Annotated in this window: 17 protein-coding genes; 7 read left to right on the top strand and 10 right to left on the bottom strand. The window is 71.8% G+C overall.

The window, feature by feature from the left end; genetic code table 11:
• Nucleotides 1-99: 99 nt before the first annotated feature.
• Entirely contained in the window at nucleotides 100-1,488 is a 1,389-nt protein-coding gene (locus ABD437_RS23830; protein ID WP_344651134.1) for a type I glutamate--ammonia ligase, read from the top strand.
• On the opposite strand, the gene ABD437_RS23825 is transcribed toward ABD437_RS23830, so the two are convergent.
• Nucleotides 1,482-2,057: an HD domain-containing protein gene (locus ABD437_RS23825; protein WP_344651133.1), complete on the bottom strand. Its 576-nt coding sequence runs from the start codon at nucleotides 2,055-2,057 to the stop codon at nucleotides 1,482-1,484. The two genes, ABD437_RS23830 and ABD437_RS23825, sit on opposite strands and share 7 nt — an antisense overlap.
• A 139-nt stretch (nucleotides 2,058-2,196) precedes the next feature.
• On the opposite strand from ABD437_RS23825, the gene ABD437_RS23820 reads away from it, so the two are divergent.
• The gene (locus tag ABD437_RS23820; RefSeq protein WP_344651132.1) at nucleotides 2,197-2,601 is read left to right on the top strand and encodes a pyridoxamine 5'-phosphate oxidase family protein; all 405 of its coding nucleotides are present in this window, start codon (nucleotides 2,197-2,199) and stop codon (nucleotides 2,599-2,601) included.
• On the opposite strand, the gene ABD437_RS23815 is transcribed toward ABD437_RS23820, so the two are convergent.
• The 4 genes from ABD437_RS23815 to ABD437_RS23800 all read right to left on the bottom strand — a co-directional run bounded on the left by ABD437_RS23815 (nucleotide 2,579) and on the right by ABD437_RS23800 (nucleotide 5,260).
• Nucleotides 2,579-3,571 (bottom strand): M56 family metallopeptidase, encoded by a 993-nt coding sequence (locus ABD437_RS23815; protein WP_344651131.1) that lies wholly within the window; start codon nucleotides 3,569-3,571, stop codon nucleotides 2,579-2,581. The two genes, ABD437_RS23820 and ABD437_RS23815, sit on opposite strands and share 23 nt — an antisense overlap.
• Nucleotides 3,568-3,957, bottom strand: coding sequence for a BlaI/MecI/CopY family transcriptional regulator (locus ABD437_RS23810; RefSeq protein WP_344651130.1), 390 nt, complete (start codon nucleotides 3,955-3,957; stop codon nucleotides 3,568-3,570). The genes ABD437_RS23815 and ABD437_RS23810 overlap by 4 nt, the downstream gene beginning before the upstream one ends.
• 25 nt (nucleotides 3,958-3,982) lie before the next feature.
• Nucleotides 3,983-4,462, bottom strand: a complete 480-nt coding sequence (locus ABD437_RS23805; RefSeq protein WP_344651129.1) for a DUF2231 domain-containing protein — start codon at nucleotides 4,460-4,462, stop codon at nucleotides 3,983-3,985.
• 165 nt (nucleotides 4,463-4,627) lie between these two features.
• On the bottom strand, nucleotides 4,628-5,260 hold the full coding sequence (locus ABD437_RS23800) for a response regulator (RefSeq protein ID WP_344651128.1): 633 nt from the start codon (nucleotides 5,258-5,260) through the stop codon (nucleotides 4,628-4,630).
• Between the two features lie 54 nt (nucleotides 5,261-5,314).
• Here ABD437_RS23800 and ABD437_RS23795 point away from each other — a divergent pair, with 54 nt between their 5' ends.
• Nucleotides 5,315-6,850: a sensor histidine kinase gene (locus ABD437_RS23795; protein ID WP_344651127.1), complete on the top strand. Its 1,536-nt coding sequence runs from the start codon at nucleotides 5,315-5,317 to the stop codon at nucleotides 6,848-6,850.
• 68 nt (nucleotides 6,851-6,918) lie between these two features.
• The gene (locus ABD437_RS23790; protein ID WP_344651126.1) at nucleotides 6,919-7,530 is read left to right on the top strand and encodes an Rv1733c family protein; all 612 of its coding nucleotides are present in this window, start codon (nucleotides 6,919-6,921) and stop codon (nucleotides 7,528-7,530) included.
• Here ABD437_RS23790 and ABD437_RS23785 read toward each other — a convergent pair.
• From ABD437_RS23785 to ABD437_RS23775, 3 genes are read right to left on the bottom strand one after another with little or no spacing between them, the layout of a single operon-like run.
• On the bottom strand, nucleotides 7,527-8,159 hold the full coding sequence (locus tag ABD437_RS23785) for an ATP-binding cassette domain-containing protein (protein WP_344651125.1): 633 nt from the start codon (nucleotides 8,157-8,159) through the stop codon (nucleotides 7,527-7,529). The genes ABD437_RS23790 and ABD437_RS23785 overlap by 4 nt on opposite strands.
• Nucleotides 8,160-8,168: 9 nt before the next feature.
• A complete protein-coding gene (gene cydB, locus ABD437_RS23780; protein WP_344651124.1) occupies nucleotides 8,169-9,167 on the bottom strand; it encodes a cytochrome d ubiquinol oxidase subunit II in 999 nt (332 codons plus the stop codon).
• 11 nt (nucleotides 9,168-9,178) lie between these two features.
• Nucleotides 9,179-10,546, bottom strand: a complete 1,368-nt coding sequence (locus ABD437_RS23775; RefSeq protein WP_344651123.1) for a cytochrome ubiquinol oxidase subunit I — start codon at nucleotides 10,544-10,546, stop codon at nucleotides 9,179-9,181.
• 87 nt (nucleotides 10,547-10,633) lie between these two features.
• Here ABD437_RS23775 and ABD437_RS23770 point away from each other — a divergent pair, with 87 nt between their 5' ends.
• Entirely contained in the window at nucleotides 10,634-13,054 is a 2,421-nt protein-coding gene (locus ABD437_RS23770) for a phosphoketolase family protein (protein ID WP_344651122.1), read from the top strand.
• On the opposite strand, the gene ABD437_RS23765 is transcribed toward ABD437_RS23770, so the two are convergent.
• Nucleotides 13,051-15,744: an ATP-binding protein gene (locus ABD437_RS23765; RefSeq protein ID WP_344651121.1), complete on the bottom strand. Its 2,694-nt coding sequence runs from the start codon at nucleotides 15,742-15,744 to the stop codon at nucleotides 13,051-13,053. The genes ABD437_RS23770 and ABD437_RS23765 overlap by 4 nt on opposite strands.
• 82 nt (nucleotides 15,745-15,826) lie before the next feature.
• Nucleotides 15,827-16,075, bottom strand: a complete 249-nt coding sequence (locus ABD437_RS23760; protein ID WP_344651120.1) for a type B 50S ribosomal protein L31 — start codon at nucleotides 16,073-16,075, stop codon at nucleotides 15,827-15,829.
• Nucleotides 16,076-16,192: 117 nt separating this feature from the next.
• Between ABD437_RS23760 and rpmG the strand changes: the two genes are divergently transcribed.
• On the top strand, nucleotides 16,193-16,360 hold the full coding sequence (rpmG, locus tag ABD437_RS23755; protein ID WP_344651119.1) for a 50S ribosomal protein L33: 168 nt from the start codon (nucleotides 16,193-16,195) through the stop codon (nucleotides 16,358-16,360).
• A gap of 68 nt (nucleotides 16,361-16,428) precedes the next feature.
• A complete protein-coding gene (locus ABD437_RS23750; RefSeq protein ID WP_344651118.1) occupies nucleotides 16,429-16,731 on the top strand; it encodes a hypothetical protein in 303 nt (100 codons plus the stop codon).
• Nucleotides 16,732-18,299: the final 1,568 nt, after the last annotated feature.

The following is an 18,299-nucleotide window of genomic DNA, read 5'->3' as shown; positions in this document are numbered from 1 at the left end:
GGCAGCCTAACCCCTAAATCTGGGAACCTCGCTTGACTGTCCGGGCTTGTGGGGTAATACCCTTTTTGAGCCGTTACCGGCGACAAGCGAGGAGTGAGCATGGCTCTCAGCACCATGAGCCCCCCGGCCATCCCGACCCCGGAGGAGCTCTGGGCGCGTGCCGCGGAGGAGCTCGCGAACGCCGGCGTGATCGGCGTGACGATCGTCTGGGCGGACAACAACGGCATCCCGCGGTCCCAGACCGTGCCGATCGACCAGCTGGCGAGCTGCTCACGCTACGGCGTCGGCCTCACGTCGCTGTTCGCCGTGCTCGACTCCCACGACGGCACCACGTTCGCCCACCAGGACCTGTCGACGCCCTCCGGTGAGGTGCGGCTGGTGCCGGTCATCGACCGGCTGGTGCGGCTCAAGGGCCAGCCGGCGTTCGCCTGGGCACCGGGCCGCCAGCTCGGCGCCGACGGCCTCCCCACGCCCTACGACCAGCGCTCGGTGCTGGAACGGCAGGTGGAACGCGCCCAGGACGCCGGGATCGCCGTCCGCGCCGGCTACGAACTCGAGTTCTACCTGTGCAAGGACGCCGAGCTCACGCCCGCGCACCGGGGACCGGCGTACAGCCCCACCGCGCTGCTGCGTGTCGACGAGTTCGTCGCCCAGCTCCTCTCCGACCTGAACGCCGACGGCGTACCGGTGGGCCAGCTGCACGCCGAGCACGGCCAGTCCCGGTTGAAGGTCACCATCACCGCGACCGACCCGGTGAGCGCGGCCGACCGCCAGATGCTCGCCCGCCAGACCATCCACGCCGCCGCCCGTTCCCAGGGCCTGCGGGCCAGCTTCGCGCCGGTCGTCGACGTCGCGGGCATCGGCAACGTGTGGCGGCTGCACAGCTCGCCGTGGCGCCGGAACAAGAACCTGCTGATGAACGGCGACGGCCCGCACGGCCTCTCCGACGAGGGCGTCGGTTACTTGGCCGGGCTGCTGCGCGACCTGCCGGCCATCGCCGCGGTGAGCGCTCCGAGCGTCCCGTCGCTGACCCGGCTGCGGCCGAGCGCGTTCTCGGGCGCCTACGCGTTCTGGGGCATCGGGAACCGCGAGGCCCCGCTGCGGTTCCTGCCGTCCACCTCGATGCTCGGCCCGTCACACGCCAACATCGAGCTGACGCCGTCCGACGCGTCGGCCAACCCGTACCTGGCGCTCGCCGTCGTGATCGGCGCGGGCCTGGCCGGCATCGAGGAGAAGCTGACGCTGCCGGAGCCGGTGCAGGAGGACGTCGGCGCGTGGCCGGAGGAGCGCCGGACGAGCCAGGGCATCCGGCGGCTGCCGGTCAGCACCGACGAACAGCTCACCGCGCTGCAGGAGAACCCGCGCATCGCCGCGGTGCTCGGACCGGAGCTGGCCGGCGCGTTCGCGGCCGTGCGGCGCTCGGACCACCTCTGGGCCCAGGACCGGTCGATCGAGGACGTGATCGACGGCCACCGCTGGCTCTACTGATCACCCACCGTCACGAGCCGTAACGCGTTCTCCATCCGGCTCGCGACCCCGCGGAGGTACGGGGCCCGGGCCCGGTGGGCCCGGGCCTGCGGTGAGTCCGGGCCGTGCCGGCCGAGCATCTCGGCCATGCGCTGGTCGACGCTGTACGGCCGTCCGTGCGGGCCGACGGTCTGGTCGGCGTAGGTGAGCGCGTCCGAGACCAGCGAGACCTCGACCGGGAAGTCGGCCATCGCGGCACCGAGACCACGCGCTTCAGCGACGAACCGCGCGCCGGAATGATGGGCGACCAGGCTGGTCAGGCGCTTGGGGAGGCCTAACCGGTCGAGGTAGCGCGCCCCGTCGAGCGGGTGGAAGCCGGTGTCGCGCACCTCGTCGGCGTACCCGATGTCGTGCAGCCAGGCCGCGGCCACGAGCAGCTCACGATCGTCCCGGTCGACGACGCCGGCGAGCTGCCCGGCGCGGGCGGCCACCCCGGAGGTGTGGAACCACCGCTCGGCCGGCGGCGGGAGCAGCGCCCGCGCCAAGCCCCGCGAAAGCTCGGTTCCGAACTCGCACGTCGTGACCACCATGGCTTGAGTGTTACGCGCTGTGTCCAGAGTTGCCGGGGAGCAGAAAGGCTGCTCATATCCTGTTCACCCAATGTTCGCTTTGGCCGGACGGGACTTCCGACCCTGGGGCGGGCCCCCGGTTCGACGCACACTCGTCCCCATGGACACCCTCCGCCGGGCGCTCGCCGTGCTCGACCACCACGAGTGCCTCGCCCTGCTGGCGAGCGTCCCGGTGGGGCAGGTGGTGTTCAGCTCGCGGGCGCTGCCGGAGATCCTGCCGGTGAACTTCCGGGTGGACGGCGACGGCGTGGTGTTCTCGGTCGCGAGCGGCTCGGCGCTGGCGCGGGTCAGCGACGGCACCGTACTGGCGTTCCACGCCGACCGCGTCGACGCGTCCTCCCGGACCGGCTGGAGCGTGACCGTGGTGGGGCGGGTCGGCGAGGTCACCGACGAGACCGAACGCGCCCGGATCCGGGCGCTGCCGTTGGAGTCGTGGACCAGCGACACCCGCGATCACGTGCTGCGGATCAGCGCCGAGCGGGTCACCGGCCGTCGTCTGGGTTGACCTGCTCGGAGAGTTGCGCGCACGCGGACCGGTAGAGGCTCTCGACGGCACGCGCGCCCCACCCGGAGTGGACCGGCAGGGCCAGCGCGAGCACGATGACCAGCGCGAGCAGCGGGCGACCGGCCGGCAGCGGCGGTGCCATCAGCGCGGTGGCGCGCGCGGTCGCGTCGCCGGTGGTGGCCCGGAGCACCGGTTGCGGCGTGCGGCGCACGACCGGGGACCGCCCCGAGCGGACGGCCGACCGGGCCAGCGCGGCCTTCGCGATCGCGCGGGCGGCGACCGTGCGGTCCCCCACGGCGTGGGCCGCGTCCTCGTCGGCCCAGCGTTCGACCTGCTCGATGACCGACGGGACGAGCGGCCGGAGCAGCGGGTTCAGCCACGTGGCCACCCGGACGAGCAGCACGTGGGCGTAGTGGCGGCGGCGCAGATGGGAGCGTTCGTGGGCGAGCACGACCTCCTGCTCCCCCGGCGCCAGCACCGCGAGCAGGCCGGTGTGCATCACGACCAGCCCGGGCCGGCCCGGCACGGCGTACGCCTCCGGGTCGGGATCGTCGACGATGAGCACGCCGTCGACCGGGCGCGTGTGGCCCCAGGTGTTCTTCGCGGCCAGCAGGTCACGCACCGCCGACCAGGCGACCGGCACGACCGCCGCCGCCGCGGCGAGCAGCGGCAGCACGACGAGCAGCACGACCGCGACCCGGCCGGGGGTGTGCAGCCCGTAGCCGTCGGGCAGCGGCGCCTCCCAGAGCAGCGGGCGCAGCAGTGCCACGGCCGCGGCTCCCGCGCCGATCGCGGTCGCGGCGGCCACCCCGAGCGCGATGAGCGTCAGGCTCCAGGTGGCCGTGGCCGGGTGGACGCGGCGGAACAGGCCGGGTGCCGCCGGGCCGAGGAGGCCGGCCACCGCCCAGGGCAGCACCGCCGCGAGCAGCCAGCAGCTCACGCCGAACCAGTTCAGCGTCCCCCAGGTCATTCGGGCTCCGTCTCGGCCAGCAGATCCGCCAGGATCGCCTCGTCCTCGTGGCTCAGGTCGGCGACGAACCGGGCGAGGACACCGCGCCGGTCGCCGCCGGAGTCCAGGATCTTGCGCATCCGCCTGGCGGCGGCGCCCACCTGCATCGCTTCCGGTGTCTCCACCGGCCGGTACGCGAACGACCGGCCGGAGCGCTCACGCGCTAACACCCCCTTGGTGTGCAGCCGCACCAGCGCGGTCTGCACGGTGGTGTACGCGAGCTCGACGGAGAGGGCGTCCCGGACCTCCGGGACGGTGAGCGGCCCGGACGAGTCGGCCAGGACGTCGAGCACGGCGCGCTCCAGCGATCCGCTCGACCGCCGCGCCTGGCCCCGCTGTTCGTCCACTGGTACCTCCTACCGCTGTGAGCACCTATTCTGCCGCGATCACGCCGTCCCAGGCGGCCTTCGCCCCGGAGTCACCGACCCGGTACGTGGCGTAGACCGATCCGACCGCGACGACGACCGCCAGCACGCCCAGCCCGACGGTCAGCGCGGTCTTGCTGGAGCCCGTGCGGGCCGCGGGCACGAACCGGTGCACGGCCCAGACCGCGACCGAGACCAGGAACAGCCCGACGGTCCAGGGCAGCAACTGGTCGGCGAAGTGGGCGTGCTGCGCGACCTGCGGGCTGCCGCCACCCATCCGCTGCCGGAGCCAGTCACCGGCGTTCGCGGTGACCGGGACGCTGATCAGCGAGAGCAGCGCGGCGATCGGCAGCACGACCCCGATGCGGTGGCGCGCGTTCGGCCAGAACGCGCTGGCGACGAGCAGTAACGCGGTGATCGGGATCATCACGACGACGAAGTGGACGAGTAATACGTGGGCGGGCAGCCCGTTGATCTCGGTCGGCACGGCGCATCTCCTTTAGCGTTCAACTACTTCCCATTATTACTACATACCTGTGTAGTAACTAGGTAAGTCGTGAACCCGCACCCGAGTGCGCACGTATCCGAGTTACCCGAACCGGGTTCCACCGCGGCCGGCCGAAAACTCCCCCCTCCCGGCCGACCGCGGTGGCTAGGAAAGCAACTTGGTGGCGAGGATCGCCGCCTGGGTGCGGCGTTCGAGGCCGAGCTTCGACAGCAGGCTCGAGACGTAGTTCTTCACGGTCTTCTCGGCCAGGAACATCTCCTCGCCGATCTGCCGGTTCGTCATCCCCTGCGCGATCAGTTCCAGGATCTTGCGCTCCTGGCCGGTGAGCCGCGCCAGTTCCGGCGGCTCCTGGTCGTGCCCTTCCCGGATCCGGGTGAGCACCTGCTGGGTCACCGCCGGGTCGAGGAGGCTCTGCCCGGCCGCGACCCGCCGGATCGCGTCGACCAGGTCGGTGCCGCGGATCTGCTTGAGCACGTAGCCGGCGGCACCGGCCATGATCGCGCTGAACAGCGCCTCGTCGTCCTGGTACGAGGTCAGGATCAACGCTTTGATCGTCGGGTCGGCCGACCGGACGTCGCGGCAGACGTCGATGCCGTTGCCGTCGGGGAGGCGGGCGTCGAGCACGGCGACGTCCGGGCGGAGCGCGGGGATCCGCCGGGCGGCCTCGGGCGCGGAGCCGGATTCCCCGATCACCTCGATGTCACCGCTGGATTCCAGGAGCGCGGCCAGACCACGACGGACGACCTCGTGGTCGTCGAGGAGATAGACCCTGATCACGTCTTCACGCTAGGGCGTTCGGCGCGTTCCCGGCACGGGCTAAAGTCCCGAATCGTGGCTGACGTTCCACTCGGACGACTGCGGCTCGACGCCCTGCTCCGTGAGCTGGTCGTCCGGGCCGAGGACCTGCTCGACACCCAGTCCCGGCTGCACCGGCTGCTCGACGCCGTGGTGTCGATCGCCAGCGATCTGAGCCTGCCCGACACGCTGCGCCGGATCGTCGAGCTCTCGGCGGAGCTGGCCGACGCACGCTACGCCGCGCTCGGCGTCGTCGGGCCGGACCGGATCCTGGTCGAGTTCATCACCGTCGGGCTCGACACCGAGACACGCGTCGCGATCGGCGATCCGCCCCACGGCAAGGGCATTCTGGGCCTGCTGATCAACGAACCGGAACCGATTCGCCTGCACGACCTGAGCGAGCACCCGGAGTCGTACGGGTTCCCGCCCAACCACCCACCGATGACGTCGTTCCTCGGCGTCCCCATCCGGGTGCGCGGCACCGTGTTCGGCAACCTGTACCTCACCGAGAAACGCGGCGGTGGCGACTTCAGCGAGGAGGACGAGGACGTCGTCGTCGCGCTGGCCGCCGCGGCCGCGATCGCGATCGAGAACGCGCGGCTGTTCGAGGAGACCCGCCGGCGCGAACAGTGGCTCACCGCGTCCACCGACGTCACCGCCGCACTGTTGCGCGGCGCGGACCCGGACGAGACGGCCGAGCTGATCGTGGCCAAGGCCACCGAGATCGCGCACGCCGATTCCGCGCTGCTGCTCTCCCCCGGCGAGACGCCGGACGAGTTCGACGGCCCGGCCGTGCTCGTGCCGCTCGTGGCCGGGGGTCACCAGCTCGGGTCGATCGTGGTGCTCCGCGCGCCCGGCGGGAACCCGTTCGACGACGCCGACGTGCGGATGGTGCAGGCGTTCGCCGGGCAGGCCGCGCTGGCGGTGGAGTTCGGCCGGGCCACCGCCGACCGGCAGCGGCTGGCCGTCTTCGAGGACCGCGACCGGATCGCCCGCGACCTGCACGACCTGATCATCCAGCGGCTGTTCGCGGTCGGGCTCGGGCTGCAGGGGGTTACCGCGATGGTCGGGCGGCCCGACGTCGCGGAGAAGCTCACCGCGTTCGTCGACGACCTGGACGAGACGATCCGGGACGTCCGCAAGACGATCTTCTCGCTCCAGGAACCGGCCGAGCGGCCCAGCGGGCTGCGCGGCGAGGTGCTGCGCATCGTCACCGGGGCCGCGGGCACGCTCGGTTTCGAGCCCCGGCTGCGCCTCGACGGACCGATCGACGCGGCCGTTCCGGACGCCGTCCGGCCCGATCTGCTCGCGGTGCTCGGCGAGGCGCTGACGAACGTCGCGCGGCACGCCGGGGCTGGCAGCGCCGAGGTGACGGTCGCGGTGGACCCCGCGGCCCGGCGCGTAATGCTCGAGGTCACCGACGACGGCGTCGGGCCGGGCGACGCCGTCCCCGCGGGCCATGGAACCGTCAACATGGCGGCGCGGGCGCGGCGTCTGGGCGGTGTCTGCACGCTCGAGCCGGCCCCCGGCGGCGGTGCCCGTCTGCAGTGGACCGTTCCGTTCGAGGTCTGAATGAACGGGACCCCACGCTCGCGTCGTCTAGCTGACGGAGGGCCCGACACCGGCAAGGAGAACCATCGATGCGTCAGCCGAAGTACACGCGCGGCCGCCGTGCGTTGCGGTTGCTCGGGCTGACCAGGAGCCCGTTGCGGCGCCGGGTCGATCGGCTGGAGCGCACGCTCCGGATGTTCTCGGCGCTGGCCGTCCTGGCGGTGTCGGTGATCTCGTTCCTGGTGGTGCTCGGCACCTACCACCGCGGTCTCGACGAGGCCGCCGCGCTGCGGTCGCACCTGCGTCAGGTGCCGGTCGTCCTGCTCGCCGAGACCTCCGGCGGGCGCACCGCGGTCGGCTCGGTGCCACCGGCGCCCGGGCCCGGCGTACCGGCCACCTGGACGCTCCCCGACGGCACGATGCGCACCGGCAACGTGTTCGGCGCGCCGCCCGGCGCCATCGACGGCGCGTCGGTGGAGGTGTGGATGGACCAGGACTTCACGCCGGTGCGTCCCCCGGTCGAGCCCGCCGACCTGCGGTTCCGGGCCGGGGCGACGGTGATCGGCTGCGTCAGCATGTTCGGCCTGATGATCTGGGGCCTCTACCAGTGGGGCCGCGGTCGCCTGGACGAGCGGCGCGACGCCGACTGGACCCGTGAGTGGCTCCTGTTCGAACGACAGTGGCGCGACCGGCTGCACTAAGCGGGCACGAGCGCGGGCACTGCGACGACGACGTCCGCGAGGGTGAGCAGCGCCGGCCGGTGGGCGGCCAGCAGCGCCGTCCGGCCGGCCAGCAGACGCCGCAGCATCGCGAGCGCCGGTTCGCCGTCGGCGTCGAGGACGGCCGTCGGCTCGTCGAGCACCACCACGGCGGAGTCACGCAGGAACACGCGGGCGAGCCCGACCCGCTGGCGTTGCTCGTCCGACCACTCGTCGTCGAGGACGTCGAGCATCTCGCCGAGGCCCGCCGCGGCCGCCGCCTCGGCGACCTGGGCGTCGGTGGCCGACCAGCCCATCCGGATGTTCTCCGCGATCGTGCCGGCGACCAGCGCCGGCCGCTGCGGCACCCAGGCGACCTCCGACCACCAGGCCGAGGGGTCGAGGTCGTCGAGATCGACGCCGTCGACCGTCACCCGGCCCTGCTCCGGACGCACCAGCCCGAGCGCGACGGTCAGCAGGTTCGACGCGTCGTCGGAGCCGAACAGCGCGGTGACACGTCGAGGACGGACCTCGAACGAGACACCGTCCCTGACGTTCTCCAGCCGTAACGTTCTCTCCGACAAGTCCACGGAAAGAGAACGGAGCCCCGGCTCGAAGGGTTCGAATTCCATCGATGTAATTCAGGTCACCGGGATGTCAGCCGTGCCGATGCGCTGGCGGAACACCCAGTACGACCAGCTCTGGTAGAGCACGACGAGCGGGGTGAAGATCGCCGCGACCCAGGTCATGATCTCCAGCGTGTACGGCGTCGAGGACGCGTTCGTCGTCGTCAGGCTGTAGGCGTCGGCGGTGGTCGAGGGCATCACGTTCGGGAACAGCGCGGTGAACAGCGTTACGACCGCGAGCACGATCGCGGCGCCGCTGGCCAGGAACGCCCAGCCCTCGCGGCCGGCCCGGATCGCCACCACGGTGGCGATCAACGCGACGGCCGCACCCGCGACCGTGGCCCAGGTGACGGGTTTGCCCAGGGCCAGTTGTGTCCACAGCAGGAAGCCGGCGCCGACGACGACGGTGGCCGCCGCGACCCGGACCGCCAGCGCGCGGGCCCGCACCCGGATCTCGCCGTGGGTCTTCAACGCGACGAACACGGTGCCGTGCAGCAGGAACAGTGTCAGCGTGGCCAGGCCGCCGAGCAGGGCGTACGGGTTGAGCAGGGTGACGAACGTGCCGGTGTACTCGGCGTCGGCGTCGATCGGCACGCCGCGGACGATGTTGCCGAACGCGACGCCCCAGAGCACGGCGGGCACAAACGAGCCGACGACGATGCCGAGGTCCCAGTAGCGCTTCCAGCGGGCGGAGCTCCGCTTGCCCCGGTACTCGAACGCGACGCCACGCACGATCAACGCGACCAGGATGATCAGCAGCGGCAGGTAGAAGCCGCTGAACAGCGTCGCGTACCACTCCGGGAACGCGGCGAACGTGGCGCCGCCGGCGACCAGCAGCCAGACCTCGTTGCCGTCCCAGACCGGGCCGATCGTGTTGATGAGCACGCGGCGCTCGGTGTCGTCGCGCCCGAGAAGCGGTAACAGCATGCCGACGCCGAAGTCGAAGCCTTCGAGGAAGAAGTAGCCGACCCAGAGCACGGCGATCAGCAGGAACCAGACGGTGGTGAGTTCCACGGGAAACGTCCTCAGTAGGCGAACGCGACGGGGCGCTCGGTGGTCTCGGCCTCTTCGGAAGGGCCTTGCTTCGCGTACTTCGCCATCAGTCCGAGCTCGACGACGGCGAGCGCGCCGTAGAGCAGCGTGAAGACGGTGAGCGACGTGGCGATCGTGGCTGCTGACACGTTCGGCGAGACGCCGTCGGCGGTGCGGAGCAGCCCGTGCACGACCCAGGGCTGCCGTCCCATCTCGGTGAAGATCCACCCGAACGAGTTCGCGAGGATCGGCAGCGGGATGGCCCACACCGCGGCCTTCCACAGCCAGGGCCGTGGTTTGCGGAGCAGGACCAGCAGGAGCACGGCCACGGCGGTCGCCAGCAGCCCGAAGCCGATCATCAGGCGGAACGACCAGTAGGTCACCGGCACCACCGGGCGGTAGTCGCCGGGGCCGTACGCGATCTCGGAGTCGCGCTGGACGTCGTTGATGCCCTCGACCTCGCCGTCCCAGCTCCCGGTGGCCAGGTAGGACAGCAGCCGGGGCACGCGGATGCTGAACACTTCCTCGGACCCGTCCAGCGACCCGATCGTGAAGATCGAGAACGACGCCGGCGCCACCGTGTCGTAGAGCGCCTCGGCCGCGGCCATCTTCATCGGCTGCTGCTCGGTCATGATCTTGGCCTGCACGTCGCCGCTGATCACGACCCCGATCGAGGCCACCAGCAGGAACCACGCCCCCAGCTTCAGCGACGGCCGCATGACGTCGGTGTGCTGGTGGCGGGCCAGGTGCCAGGCGGCCACCCCGATCATCAGCGCCGCCCCGGTCATGAACGCGGCGAACACCACGTGCGGGAACGTCACCAGCGTCGTGGGGTTCGTGAGCACGGCCGGGAAGTCGACGAGCTCCGCCCGCCCGGTTTCGACGTTGATCCGGTACCCCACCGGGTGCTGCATCCAGGAGTTCGCGGCCAGGATGAAGTAGGCCGAGAGCACCGTGCCGATCGACGCCGCCCACATGCAGGCCGCGTGGACCGCTCTCGGCAGCTTGTCCCAGCCGAAGATCCAGAGCCCGAGGAACGTCGACTCGAGGAAGAACGCGAGCAGGCCCTCGATGGCCAGCGGCGCGCCGAAGATGTCGCCGACGTAGCGGGAGTAGTCGCTCCAGGCCATGCCGAACTGGAATTCCTGCACGATCCCGGTGGCCACGCCGAGCGCGAAGTTGATCAGGAACAGCTTTCCCCAGAACTTCGTCGCCCGCTTGTAGTGCTCCTTGCCGGTGCGCACGTACGCGGTTTCCAGGATCGCGACCAGCACCGACAGGCCGATCGTGATCGGCACGAAGATGAAGTGGTAGACGGTGGTGATGCCGAACTGCCACCGGGCGATGTCGAGCTGATCCATGGTTCCCAGCTGAACACCGGGTGGCGGGAAGAGGTCAGGGACCAAAGTCCTCTGTTTATCGACCCGCGCCTGCGAAACCCTGAAGTCATGAGTCTCGGCACCGATACCACCGCCATCGATCTCGCCGAACGCGTCCGACACCTCGACGACACGGACCTGGCTCGCGTCGACGCGTGGTGGAGGGCGAACAACTATCTGACCGTCGGACAGATCTATCTGCAGGACAACGCCCTGCTGCGTGAGCCGCTCCGGCCCGAACACATCAAGCCGCGGCTGCTCGGGCACTGGGGCACCAGCCCCGGTCTGTCGTTCCTCTACGCGCACCTGTCCCGGCTGATCCGCCTCACCGGCCAGCAGGCGCTCTACCTGGCCGGTCCGGGGCACGGCGGCCCCGCGCTGGTCGCGGCCGGCTGGCTGGAGGGCACGTACAGCGAGGTTTACCCGCGCGTCGGCCGCGACGAGGCCGGCCTGCACCGGCTGTTCCGCCAGTTCTCCGCGCCGGGTGGCATCCCGAGCCACGTCTCGGTCACCACGCCGGGGTCGATCCACGAAGGCGGCGAGCTGGGGTACGTCCTGGTGCACGCGTTCGGCGCGGTCATGGACAACCCGGAGCTGCTCGCGCTCGCGGTCGTCGGTGACGGCGAAGCCGAGACCGGGCCGCTCGAGGGTGCGTGGAAGGGCATCTCGTTCCTCAACCCGACGCGTGACGGCGCGGTGCTCCCGGTGCTGCACCTCAACGGCGCGAAGATCTCCGGCCCCACCGTGCTCGCCCGCAAGGACCCGGCCGAGGTACGTGACCTGTTCTCCGGCCACGGCTACGACGTGATCGAGGTCGAGGGCTCCGATCTGCCGGGCATGCACTACGGCTTCGCCGAGGCGCTGGCCACGGCCTGGGCGGCGATCCGCCGCATCCAGCAGTCCGCGCGGGACGGCGAGTGGGACGGCTCGCGCCCACGGTGGCCGATGATCATCCTGCGTACGCCGAAGGGCTGGACGGGCCCCGAGGAGGTCGACGGCACGGCGGTGGCCGGCACGTTCCGCGCGCACCAGGTGCCGCTGTCCGGCGTCAAGGACAACCCCGAACACCTGGCCCAGCTCGAGCGGTGGATGCGCTCGTACCGTCCGGACGAGCTGTTCGGCCCGGACGGGACACCGAACGACGACGTGCTGGCCGCGAACCCGGAGGGTGACCTGCGGATGTCGGCCACGCCGCACGCCAACGGCGGGCTGCTCACCCGGGACCTCGACCTGCCCGACTTCCGCGACTACGCGATCGAGGTCGAGGCGCCGGCCGGCACCAGGGCGGAGTCGACCCGCAAACTCGGCGAGCTGATGCGTGACATCTACGCACGCAACCCCGACCGCTTCCGGCTGTTCTCCCCCGACGAGACGAACAGCAACCGCCTGGGCGCGGTGTTCGAGGTGTCCGACCGGGCCTGGGCCGAGACGGTGTTGCCCACCGACGTGTCGTTGAGCCACGACGGCCGGGTCATGGAGGTGCTGTCGGAGCACAACTGCCACGGCTGGCTCGAGGGGTACACGCTCACCGGCCGGCACGGGCTGTTCGGCACGTACGAGGCGTTCGCGATGGTCAGCGCCTCGCAGACCGTCCAGCACAGCAAGTGGCTGGAAGAAGCCAACCACCTGTCGTGGCGGGCGAAAGTGCCGTCGCTGAACATCTTGCTGACGTCGACGGCCTGGCGGAACGACCACAACGGGTTCTCCCACCAGGGACCGGGTCTGATCCAGACCGTGCTCACCCAGCGCGGCACGGTGTCCCGGATCTACCTGCCGCCGGACGCGAACTGCCTGCTCTCGGTGGCCGACCACTGCTTCCGCTCGCGGTCCTACGTCAACCTGATCGTCATCGACAAACAACCGCAACTGCAGTATCTGACGATCGACGAGGCGATCGAGCACTGCGCCCGCGGTGCCGGCATCTGGGAGTGGGCCGGGAACGACGACGGCACCAGCGAACCCGACATCGTGCTCGCCAGCGCCGGTGACGTCGTGACGATGGAGACCGTCGCGGCGGCGCAGATCCTCACCGAGCGGCTACCCCACTTCCGCACCCGGGTCGTGAACGTCGTCGACCTGATGGCGCTGGCCCGGCCGAAGGACCACCCGCACGGCATGGAGCCGATGCTGTTCCGCGAGCTGTTCACCGACCACGTGGACGTCGTGTTCGCGTTCCACGGGTTCCCGGGAGCGATCCACCAGGTCGTGCACGGACGCCCGGACGCCGACCGGTTCCACGTCCGCGGGTTCATCGAGGAAGGCACCACGACGACACCGTTCGACATGACGGTGAAGAACAAGGCGTCGCGGTACCACCTGGTGATCGACGCGCTGAACAACGCGCGCCGCACGCCGCCGGGCGCCTCGGAGCTCAAGGCGTGGTGCGAGGCGCAGCTGGAGAAGCACGAGAAGTACGTGGTCGAGCACCTGGAGGACATGCCCGAGGTGGCCGACTGGGTGCTTCCCGCGCGGGGCACGGCGCCCTACTAGGAAAGGCGGCGGACCAGCTCGACGCGTGATCGGACGCCGAGGCGGACGAAGATGTTGCGCATGTGGTGGTCCACGGTTCGCACGCTCAGGTAGAGCTGGGCGGCGATCTCCCGGTTCGTCGCTCCCTGGGCGGCGAACCGGGCGATCCGCAGTTGCTGTGGGGTGAGATCGGGCGTCGGTGCGCTCGCCGGGCGGGCGTCCTCGCCGGTGGCGCGCAGCTCACCCTGGCACGCGCGCGCCCAGGGTTCGGCCTCCAGCTGCCGGAACGTGTCCAGGGCGTCGTGCAGCACTTCCCGAGCGGCCGACGCGCCCCGGCGTCGGCGCAGCTCGTGCCCGTACAGCAGCTCGGTGCGGGCCCGTTCGAACTCGTGCCGACCGAGGCGGTGCAGGCGCATCGCCTCCCGGTAGTTCTCCTCGGCCACCCCGGGGTCGGTCGCCACCAGCGCACGACACCGGGCCGCGAGCGCCATCGGGGCCGGGCTGCCGGTCGCCCCCGCCCAGGCGTCGAAGTAGCCACCGACCGTCGCCGCGGCCTCGCGGTCGCCGCAGCGCAACGCCGCCTCGACGAAGTGCGGCGCGGCCATCATCCGGACCAGCGGATGGCTCCGTCCGCTCGCGGTGACGAGCACGCGCAGCCGCGCCATCGCCTCGGCCGTGCGCCCGACGGTGAGGTCGAGCGCGCCGAGCGCCCAGTTGGCCATCGCCACCGACATCCCCGGGCCGCGGTCGTCGGCCTCGGCGATCGCCGCACGGGCACGCACCACGCACGTCGGCTCGTCGCCCCGGGGAACCGCGAGCAACGCGAGGCTCGCCAGCTGGAAACTCGCCGAACCCGGTTGGCCGAGCGAGCGGGCCAGCGCGAGGCCCTCGTCCGCGGTGGACGCGGCGCCGGCGTGACGACCCAGCCAGAGCTGCGCGTACGTGCTGAGCTCGAACGTGCGGGGCAGCGCCGCGATCTCGCCGCGTACCTGCGCGGAGGCCCGGGCCCGCACCGCGAGCCCGAGGGCGGCGTCCTCCTGGCCGAGAACGCACGCGGTGAGCGCGGCCCAGCTCAGCAACGTCGGATCGTCGTGCCGGGTGCTCAGTTCGAGCACCCGACGCAGCGGAGCGGTCGCGTCGGCGTGCCGTCGTTCGAAGGTCGCGGCCATGCCGGTGCAGAACTCGAACATCAGCTCGGCGGCGCCGGACTCGTCGCCGCGGCGCAACGCGATGACCCGGTGGAGGGTGCGGAGGTAGCGCCGTCGGTCGCCGGAGACGAAGTCGACTTCGCTGGCGTGGATGAGCGCGATCATCGCGTCGGTGCGGTGGGGTTCGCCGAGCCGGTCGGCCGCGGCGAGGAGCAGTTCCTGCGCGGTGGTGGGGGCGCCGGTACGCAGCTCGATCTCGCCGCGCAGCAGGTCGCGGAAACCGAGCAGCGCGGTCTCCGGGTGCGGTGGGCGGAGCCGGGCGAGCAGGACACCGGCGCGGTGCGGCCGGCCCGCCAACCAGGCGTCCTGGGCGGCGGTGAGCAGGTGCGCGGCCCGGTCTTCGGGTTGCCGGGTCAGCTCGGCGACCCGTTCCACCGCCTCGGAGGCCGCCGCGTGGTCCCCGTTGCGTCGCACGGCGTCCGCCGCGTGCGCCAGCTTCCGTGCCGCGGACGGTTCGCCGGGGTGGGGTGGGGCGAGGGCGGCCACGTGCCAGGCGTGGCGGAGGCGGAGGTGGGCCTCCGCCCGCGGATCGGCCCCGGTCGACTCGGCGAGCACGTCGGCGAGGAGGCGGTGGGCCGCCCGGCGGTCCTCGTCGGACGCCGCCCGGTACACCGCCCCACGCAGCAGCGGGAAGCGGAACCGCACCGCTCCGTCGACCTCGTGGACGAGCCCGGCCGCCTCGGCCGGCGCGAGCGCCGACAGATCACCCCCGGCCGCCGAGGCCACCCGCCCGAGCGTCCGCACATCGACGTGCTCGTCCGCCGCGACCAGCAGCAGGAGCCGCCGAGCCGCGACCGGCAACCGCGCGAGGCGCTCGTCGTACTCCCGGCGCACCCGGCTGTAGAGCGGCAGCGTCTCCGGGAGCGGCGCCCGGCCGTTCCGCTGATCGGCCGAGAGCGTTCGGGTCAGCTCCTCGATCGCGCGGGGGTTGCCGGCGCACCCGCGCCCGATGGCCGCCGCGACGTCGGCGGGGACGGTTCCGGCGAGGAGCTCCCCGGCGTCGACCCCGGGCAGCGTGACCGACGGCAGACCCGGCAGCGGCGGCCGGTCGTCCGGCATCGTGAACAGCATCCTGATCGACTCGGTCGCGATCCGGCGGGCGACGAACGCCAACACGTCCCTGGAGGAGTCGTCGACCAGGTGGACGTCGTCCACGCAGCACAGCACCGGCTGTCTTCGGCTCGTCCGGGTCAGCAGCTCGACCACCGCCACCCCGAGCGGGAACCCGGCCGGAGCCTCGCCGGCCATCAGCCGCGCGAGGGTGGCCGCCTGCCGTTCGGGCAGCGACGACATCCGCTCGGACAGCGGCATCAACAGCCGGTGCAGCGCGGCGAACGGGAGGCCGGCCTCGGTCTCCACCCCTTCCGCGGTGAGCACCACGGCCCCGTCGGCGGTGTCCGCGGCGTGCCGGAGCAGCGACGTCCGGCCGATCCCCGGTGGCCCCTGCACCACGACCGCGTGCACGTCGTCGAGCAGCGCGCTGATCTCCGGCGGGATGAACATGGATGGACCACGGGGGCGGTCACGCAAAAGTTCGCGACACGACGATGGCCCCGCTCTCGCGGGGCCATCGTTGGTTCGGGGGTTACTTCTTCTTCGCGTACCGCGCCCGGAACTTCTCCACCCGGCCGGCGCTGTCGAGAATGCGCTGCTTGCCGGTGTAGAAGGGGTGGCTCGCCGACGAGATGTCGACCTCGACGAGGGGGTAGGTGTTCCCGTCCGCCCACTCGATCGTGCGGTCGGTGCTCACCGTCGAGCGGGTCAGGAACGCCTCGTCCGCCGACCGGTCACGGAACACCACGGGACGGTACTCGGGGTGGATGCCAGGCTTCATGCCTTCGTTCCTCTCTCTTCGTTCTCGGTTGGATAACCCAACTGACCACGCCCGCATTCCCGGGAATACTTGAACATGGTTTTCGTTATGCTAACCGCGAGAAGAGGGAGGGCCAACATGGCCAAGGGCAACGAGCTCCGCCCCGTGGTGAAGCTGCGATCGACGGCGGGCACCGGCTACACGTACGTCACCCGCAAGAACCGGCGAAACGACCCCAACCGGCTCACGCTGACGAAGTACGACCCACGCGCCGCCCGCCACGTCGAGTTCCGCGAGGAGCGCTGAGAGTACGAAAGGGCCCGGCAACGGGCCCTTTCGTGTGCGTGGGGTCCGGGCCGGGTAGCGACAGTGACATGACTGCGAACCCCTCGGACGCCACGCCCTCCGACATCGAAGCCCGCGACGCCGCGGCCCGCGACGCGGTCCCGAATCCCGACGCCCCGGACGTCACCGGCTACCTGCCCGAAATCGACGCCCACCCCCCGCAGGAAAAACGCCCGGCGCTCCCACCGGTGCCGAAGTGGGTCGTCCCCGCCGTGGCCGCCGTACTGGTCTTCGCCCTGCTGGCCTTCCCGTTCGGCTGGTCGATCTGGGCCGCCCTGATCGGAGCCCTCGCTGCCGGCGCGGTGTCCTACGCCTTCGTCTTCAAACTCTGACGGGCGACGACGCCGTCTATCAGCCCGCGCTGCAGGGGGTTGCGGCGCGGGCTGATCACCGTTGCGGCCTTTCCACGCGAAGTCCACAGCTGAGTGATTGCATGGCGGAGCCTGGCGCCTCGCAGGGTTGCGGCGCGGAGCCGGCCCGTATGGCGGGGTTGCGGCGCGGGGCACGCTGCGGCACAAGCGGGCGGCGCGGGGGCCGCTGCGGCAATCACGGCGCGGGCCTGATCGGCGCGACGGTCATCCGCGTGAGGTACCTAGCCAGGTGATTGCGGCACGGGGTCCACTTCGCCGCCGCAAAGGGCAGCGCGAAACCGGCCCACGCCGCAGGGGGCTGCGGTCGCCCCAGGCGAGCTACCTGGCCAGGCGATTGCGACACGGGCCCACCGCACCGCACGAGGTGATCGCGAAACCGAGCCACGCCGCAGAATTGCGGCACGCAGTCGGGCCGCGCCGCCGCCTTCCAAGCCCCAACCGCGGGATTGCCGTGCGCGCTGACCGCCGCAGCGGGCCTCCCTCGCGGGGTCCACAGCCGCATGGATGCGGCGAGGGGCCGCTCTGTGTGCCGCAAGAGGTGCGCGAATCCGGACCAAACCGGGGACTGCACGGGGAACCTTCCCCGCGCTGCGACCGCTCCGCGCGAGGTGCACAGCCGCGTGGGTGCGGCGCGGAGTTCGCTGGGCGACAACGGTGCGACGCAGAGCCGGGTCGCCCGGCAGGGATCGCGGCACGAAGCCGGCCGCACTGCCGCCGCCCGGGGCCGCGCCTCAGGGGGTGTGGTGTGGGCCTTAACCGCCCCGGCGGGCTTCCGCGTCAGATAGAGGCCGCGTGATTGCGGCTCGGGTCGATGCGCACAACAGTGCGGCACGAAGCCGAAGAGCGCCGTGGGACTGCCGGGCGGGGCCGGTCCGCACAGCAGGGGATTACGGGGTGGACCTGGGCCGCGCCACGGGCACTGCTGCGCAAAGTCGGGCCGCTGCCTCCCTTGCGCCGCAGGAACGTAGTGCGGGCTTCACCGCCGCTGTGGCCCTGCTGCGAGGTTCACAGCCACGTGGTTGCGATGCGGGGCCGCAGCGCCGGAGAAGTGCGACGCCGAGCTCGATTGCATCGCGGGAACTGCTGCGCGGAGTCGGGTCGCGCCGCTCGGGTAACGGTGCCGCCGTCCGCTGCCCCGCGAGGAGCGCAGCGCACAATCTGCCGCCCCGCGAGGGCCGCAGCGCACGATCCGCCACCCCGCGAGGGCCGCAGCGCACAATCTGCCGCCCCGCGAGCACGGCAACGCACAATCCGCCGCACCCCGAGCACGGCAACGCACACTCCGCCGCACCCCGAGCACGGCAACGCACACTCCGCCGCACCCCGAGCACGGCAACGCACAGCCGCCGGCGCGGCGCGGAGTTGGGCCGCACCGCGCCGATGGGGCGGAGTTTGCTGCGCTGCGAGTAGGGCGGCACGCCGGCCCAGCACCCTCGCCGATCACCGCGCGAACAATCGCCATTAGCCCGCCGATCGCGGCACGCCGCAGGCCGGGCCTCACCGATCGCAGCCATGCCGTCGCCCGCACC

The sequence above is a fragment of the Cryptosporangium japonicum genome (assembly GCF_039524755.1).
In the GTDB taxonomy this organism is placed as follows: domain Bacteria; phylum Actinomycetota; class Actinomycetes; order Mycobacteriales; family Cryptosporangiaceae; genus Cryptosporangium; species Cryptosporangium japonicum.
Note: the sequence above shows the minus strand (reverse complement) of the source record. Positions and strands in the feature narration are given on the sequence as shown.

Coding starts and splice junctions, on each gene's coding strand:
- ABD437_RS23830 (WP_344651134.1), top strand. CDS start 100: ATGGCTCTCAGCACCATGAGCCCCCCGGCCATCCCGACCCCGGAGGAG.
- ABD437_RS23760 (WP_344651120.1), bottom strand. CDS start 16,075: ATGAAGCCTGGCATCCACCCCGAGTACCGTCCCGTGGTGTTCCGTGAC.
- ABD437_RS23790 (WP_344651126.1), top strand. CDS start 6,919: ATGCGTCAGCCGAAGTACACGCGCGGCCGCCGTGCGTTGCGGTTGCTC.
- ABD437_RS23825 (WP_344651133.1), bottom strand. CDS start 2,057: ATGGTGGTCACGACGTGCGAGTTCGGAACCGAGCTTTCGCGGGGCTTG.
- ABD437_RS23765 (WP_344651121.1), bottom strand. CDS start 15,744: ATGTTCATCCCGCCGGAGATCAGCGCGCTGCTCGACGACGTGCACGCG.
- ABD437_RS23815 (WP_344651131.1), bottom strand. CDS start 3,571: ATGACCTGGGGGACGCTGAACTGGTTCGGCGTGAGCTGCTGGCTGCTC.
- ABD437_RS23785 (WP_344651125.1), bottom strand. CDS start 8,159: ATGGAATTCGAACCCTTCGAGCCGGGGCTCCGTTCTCTTTCCGTGGAC.
- rpmG (WP_344651119.1), top strand. CDS start 16,193: ATGGCCAAGGGCAACGAGCTCCGCCCCGTGGTGAAGCTGCGATCGACG.
- ABD437_RS23770 (WP_344651122.1), top strand. CDS start 10,634: ATGAGTCTCGGCACCGATACCACCGCCATCGATCTCGCCGAACGCGTC.
- ABD437_RS23750 (WP_344651118.1), top strand. CDS start 16,429: ATGACTGCGAACCCCTCGGACGCCACGCCCTCCGACATCGAAGCCCGC.
- ABD437_RS23775 (WP_344651123.1), bottom strand. CDS start 10,546: ATGGATCAGCTCGACATCGCCCGGTGGCAGTTCGGCATCACCACCGTC.
- ABD437_RS23820 (WP_344651132.1), top strand. CDS start 2,197: ATGGACACCCTCCGCCGGGCGCTCGCCGTGCTCGACCACCACGAGTGC.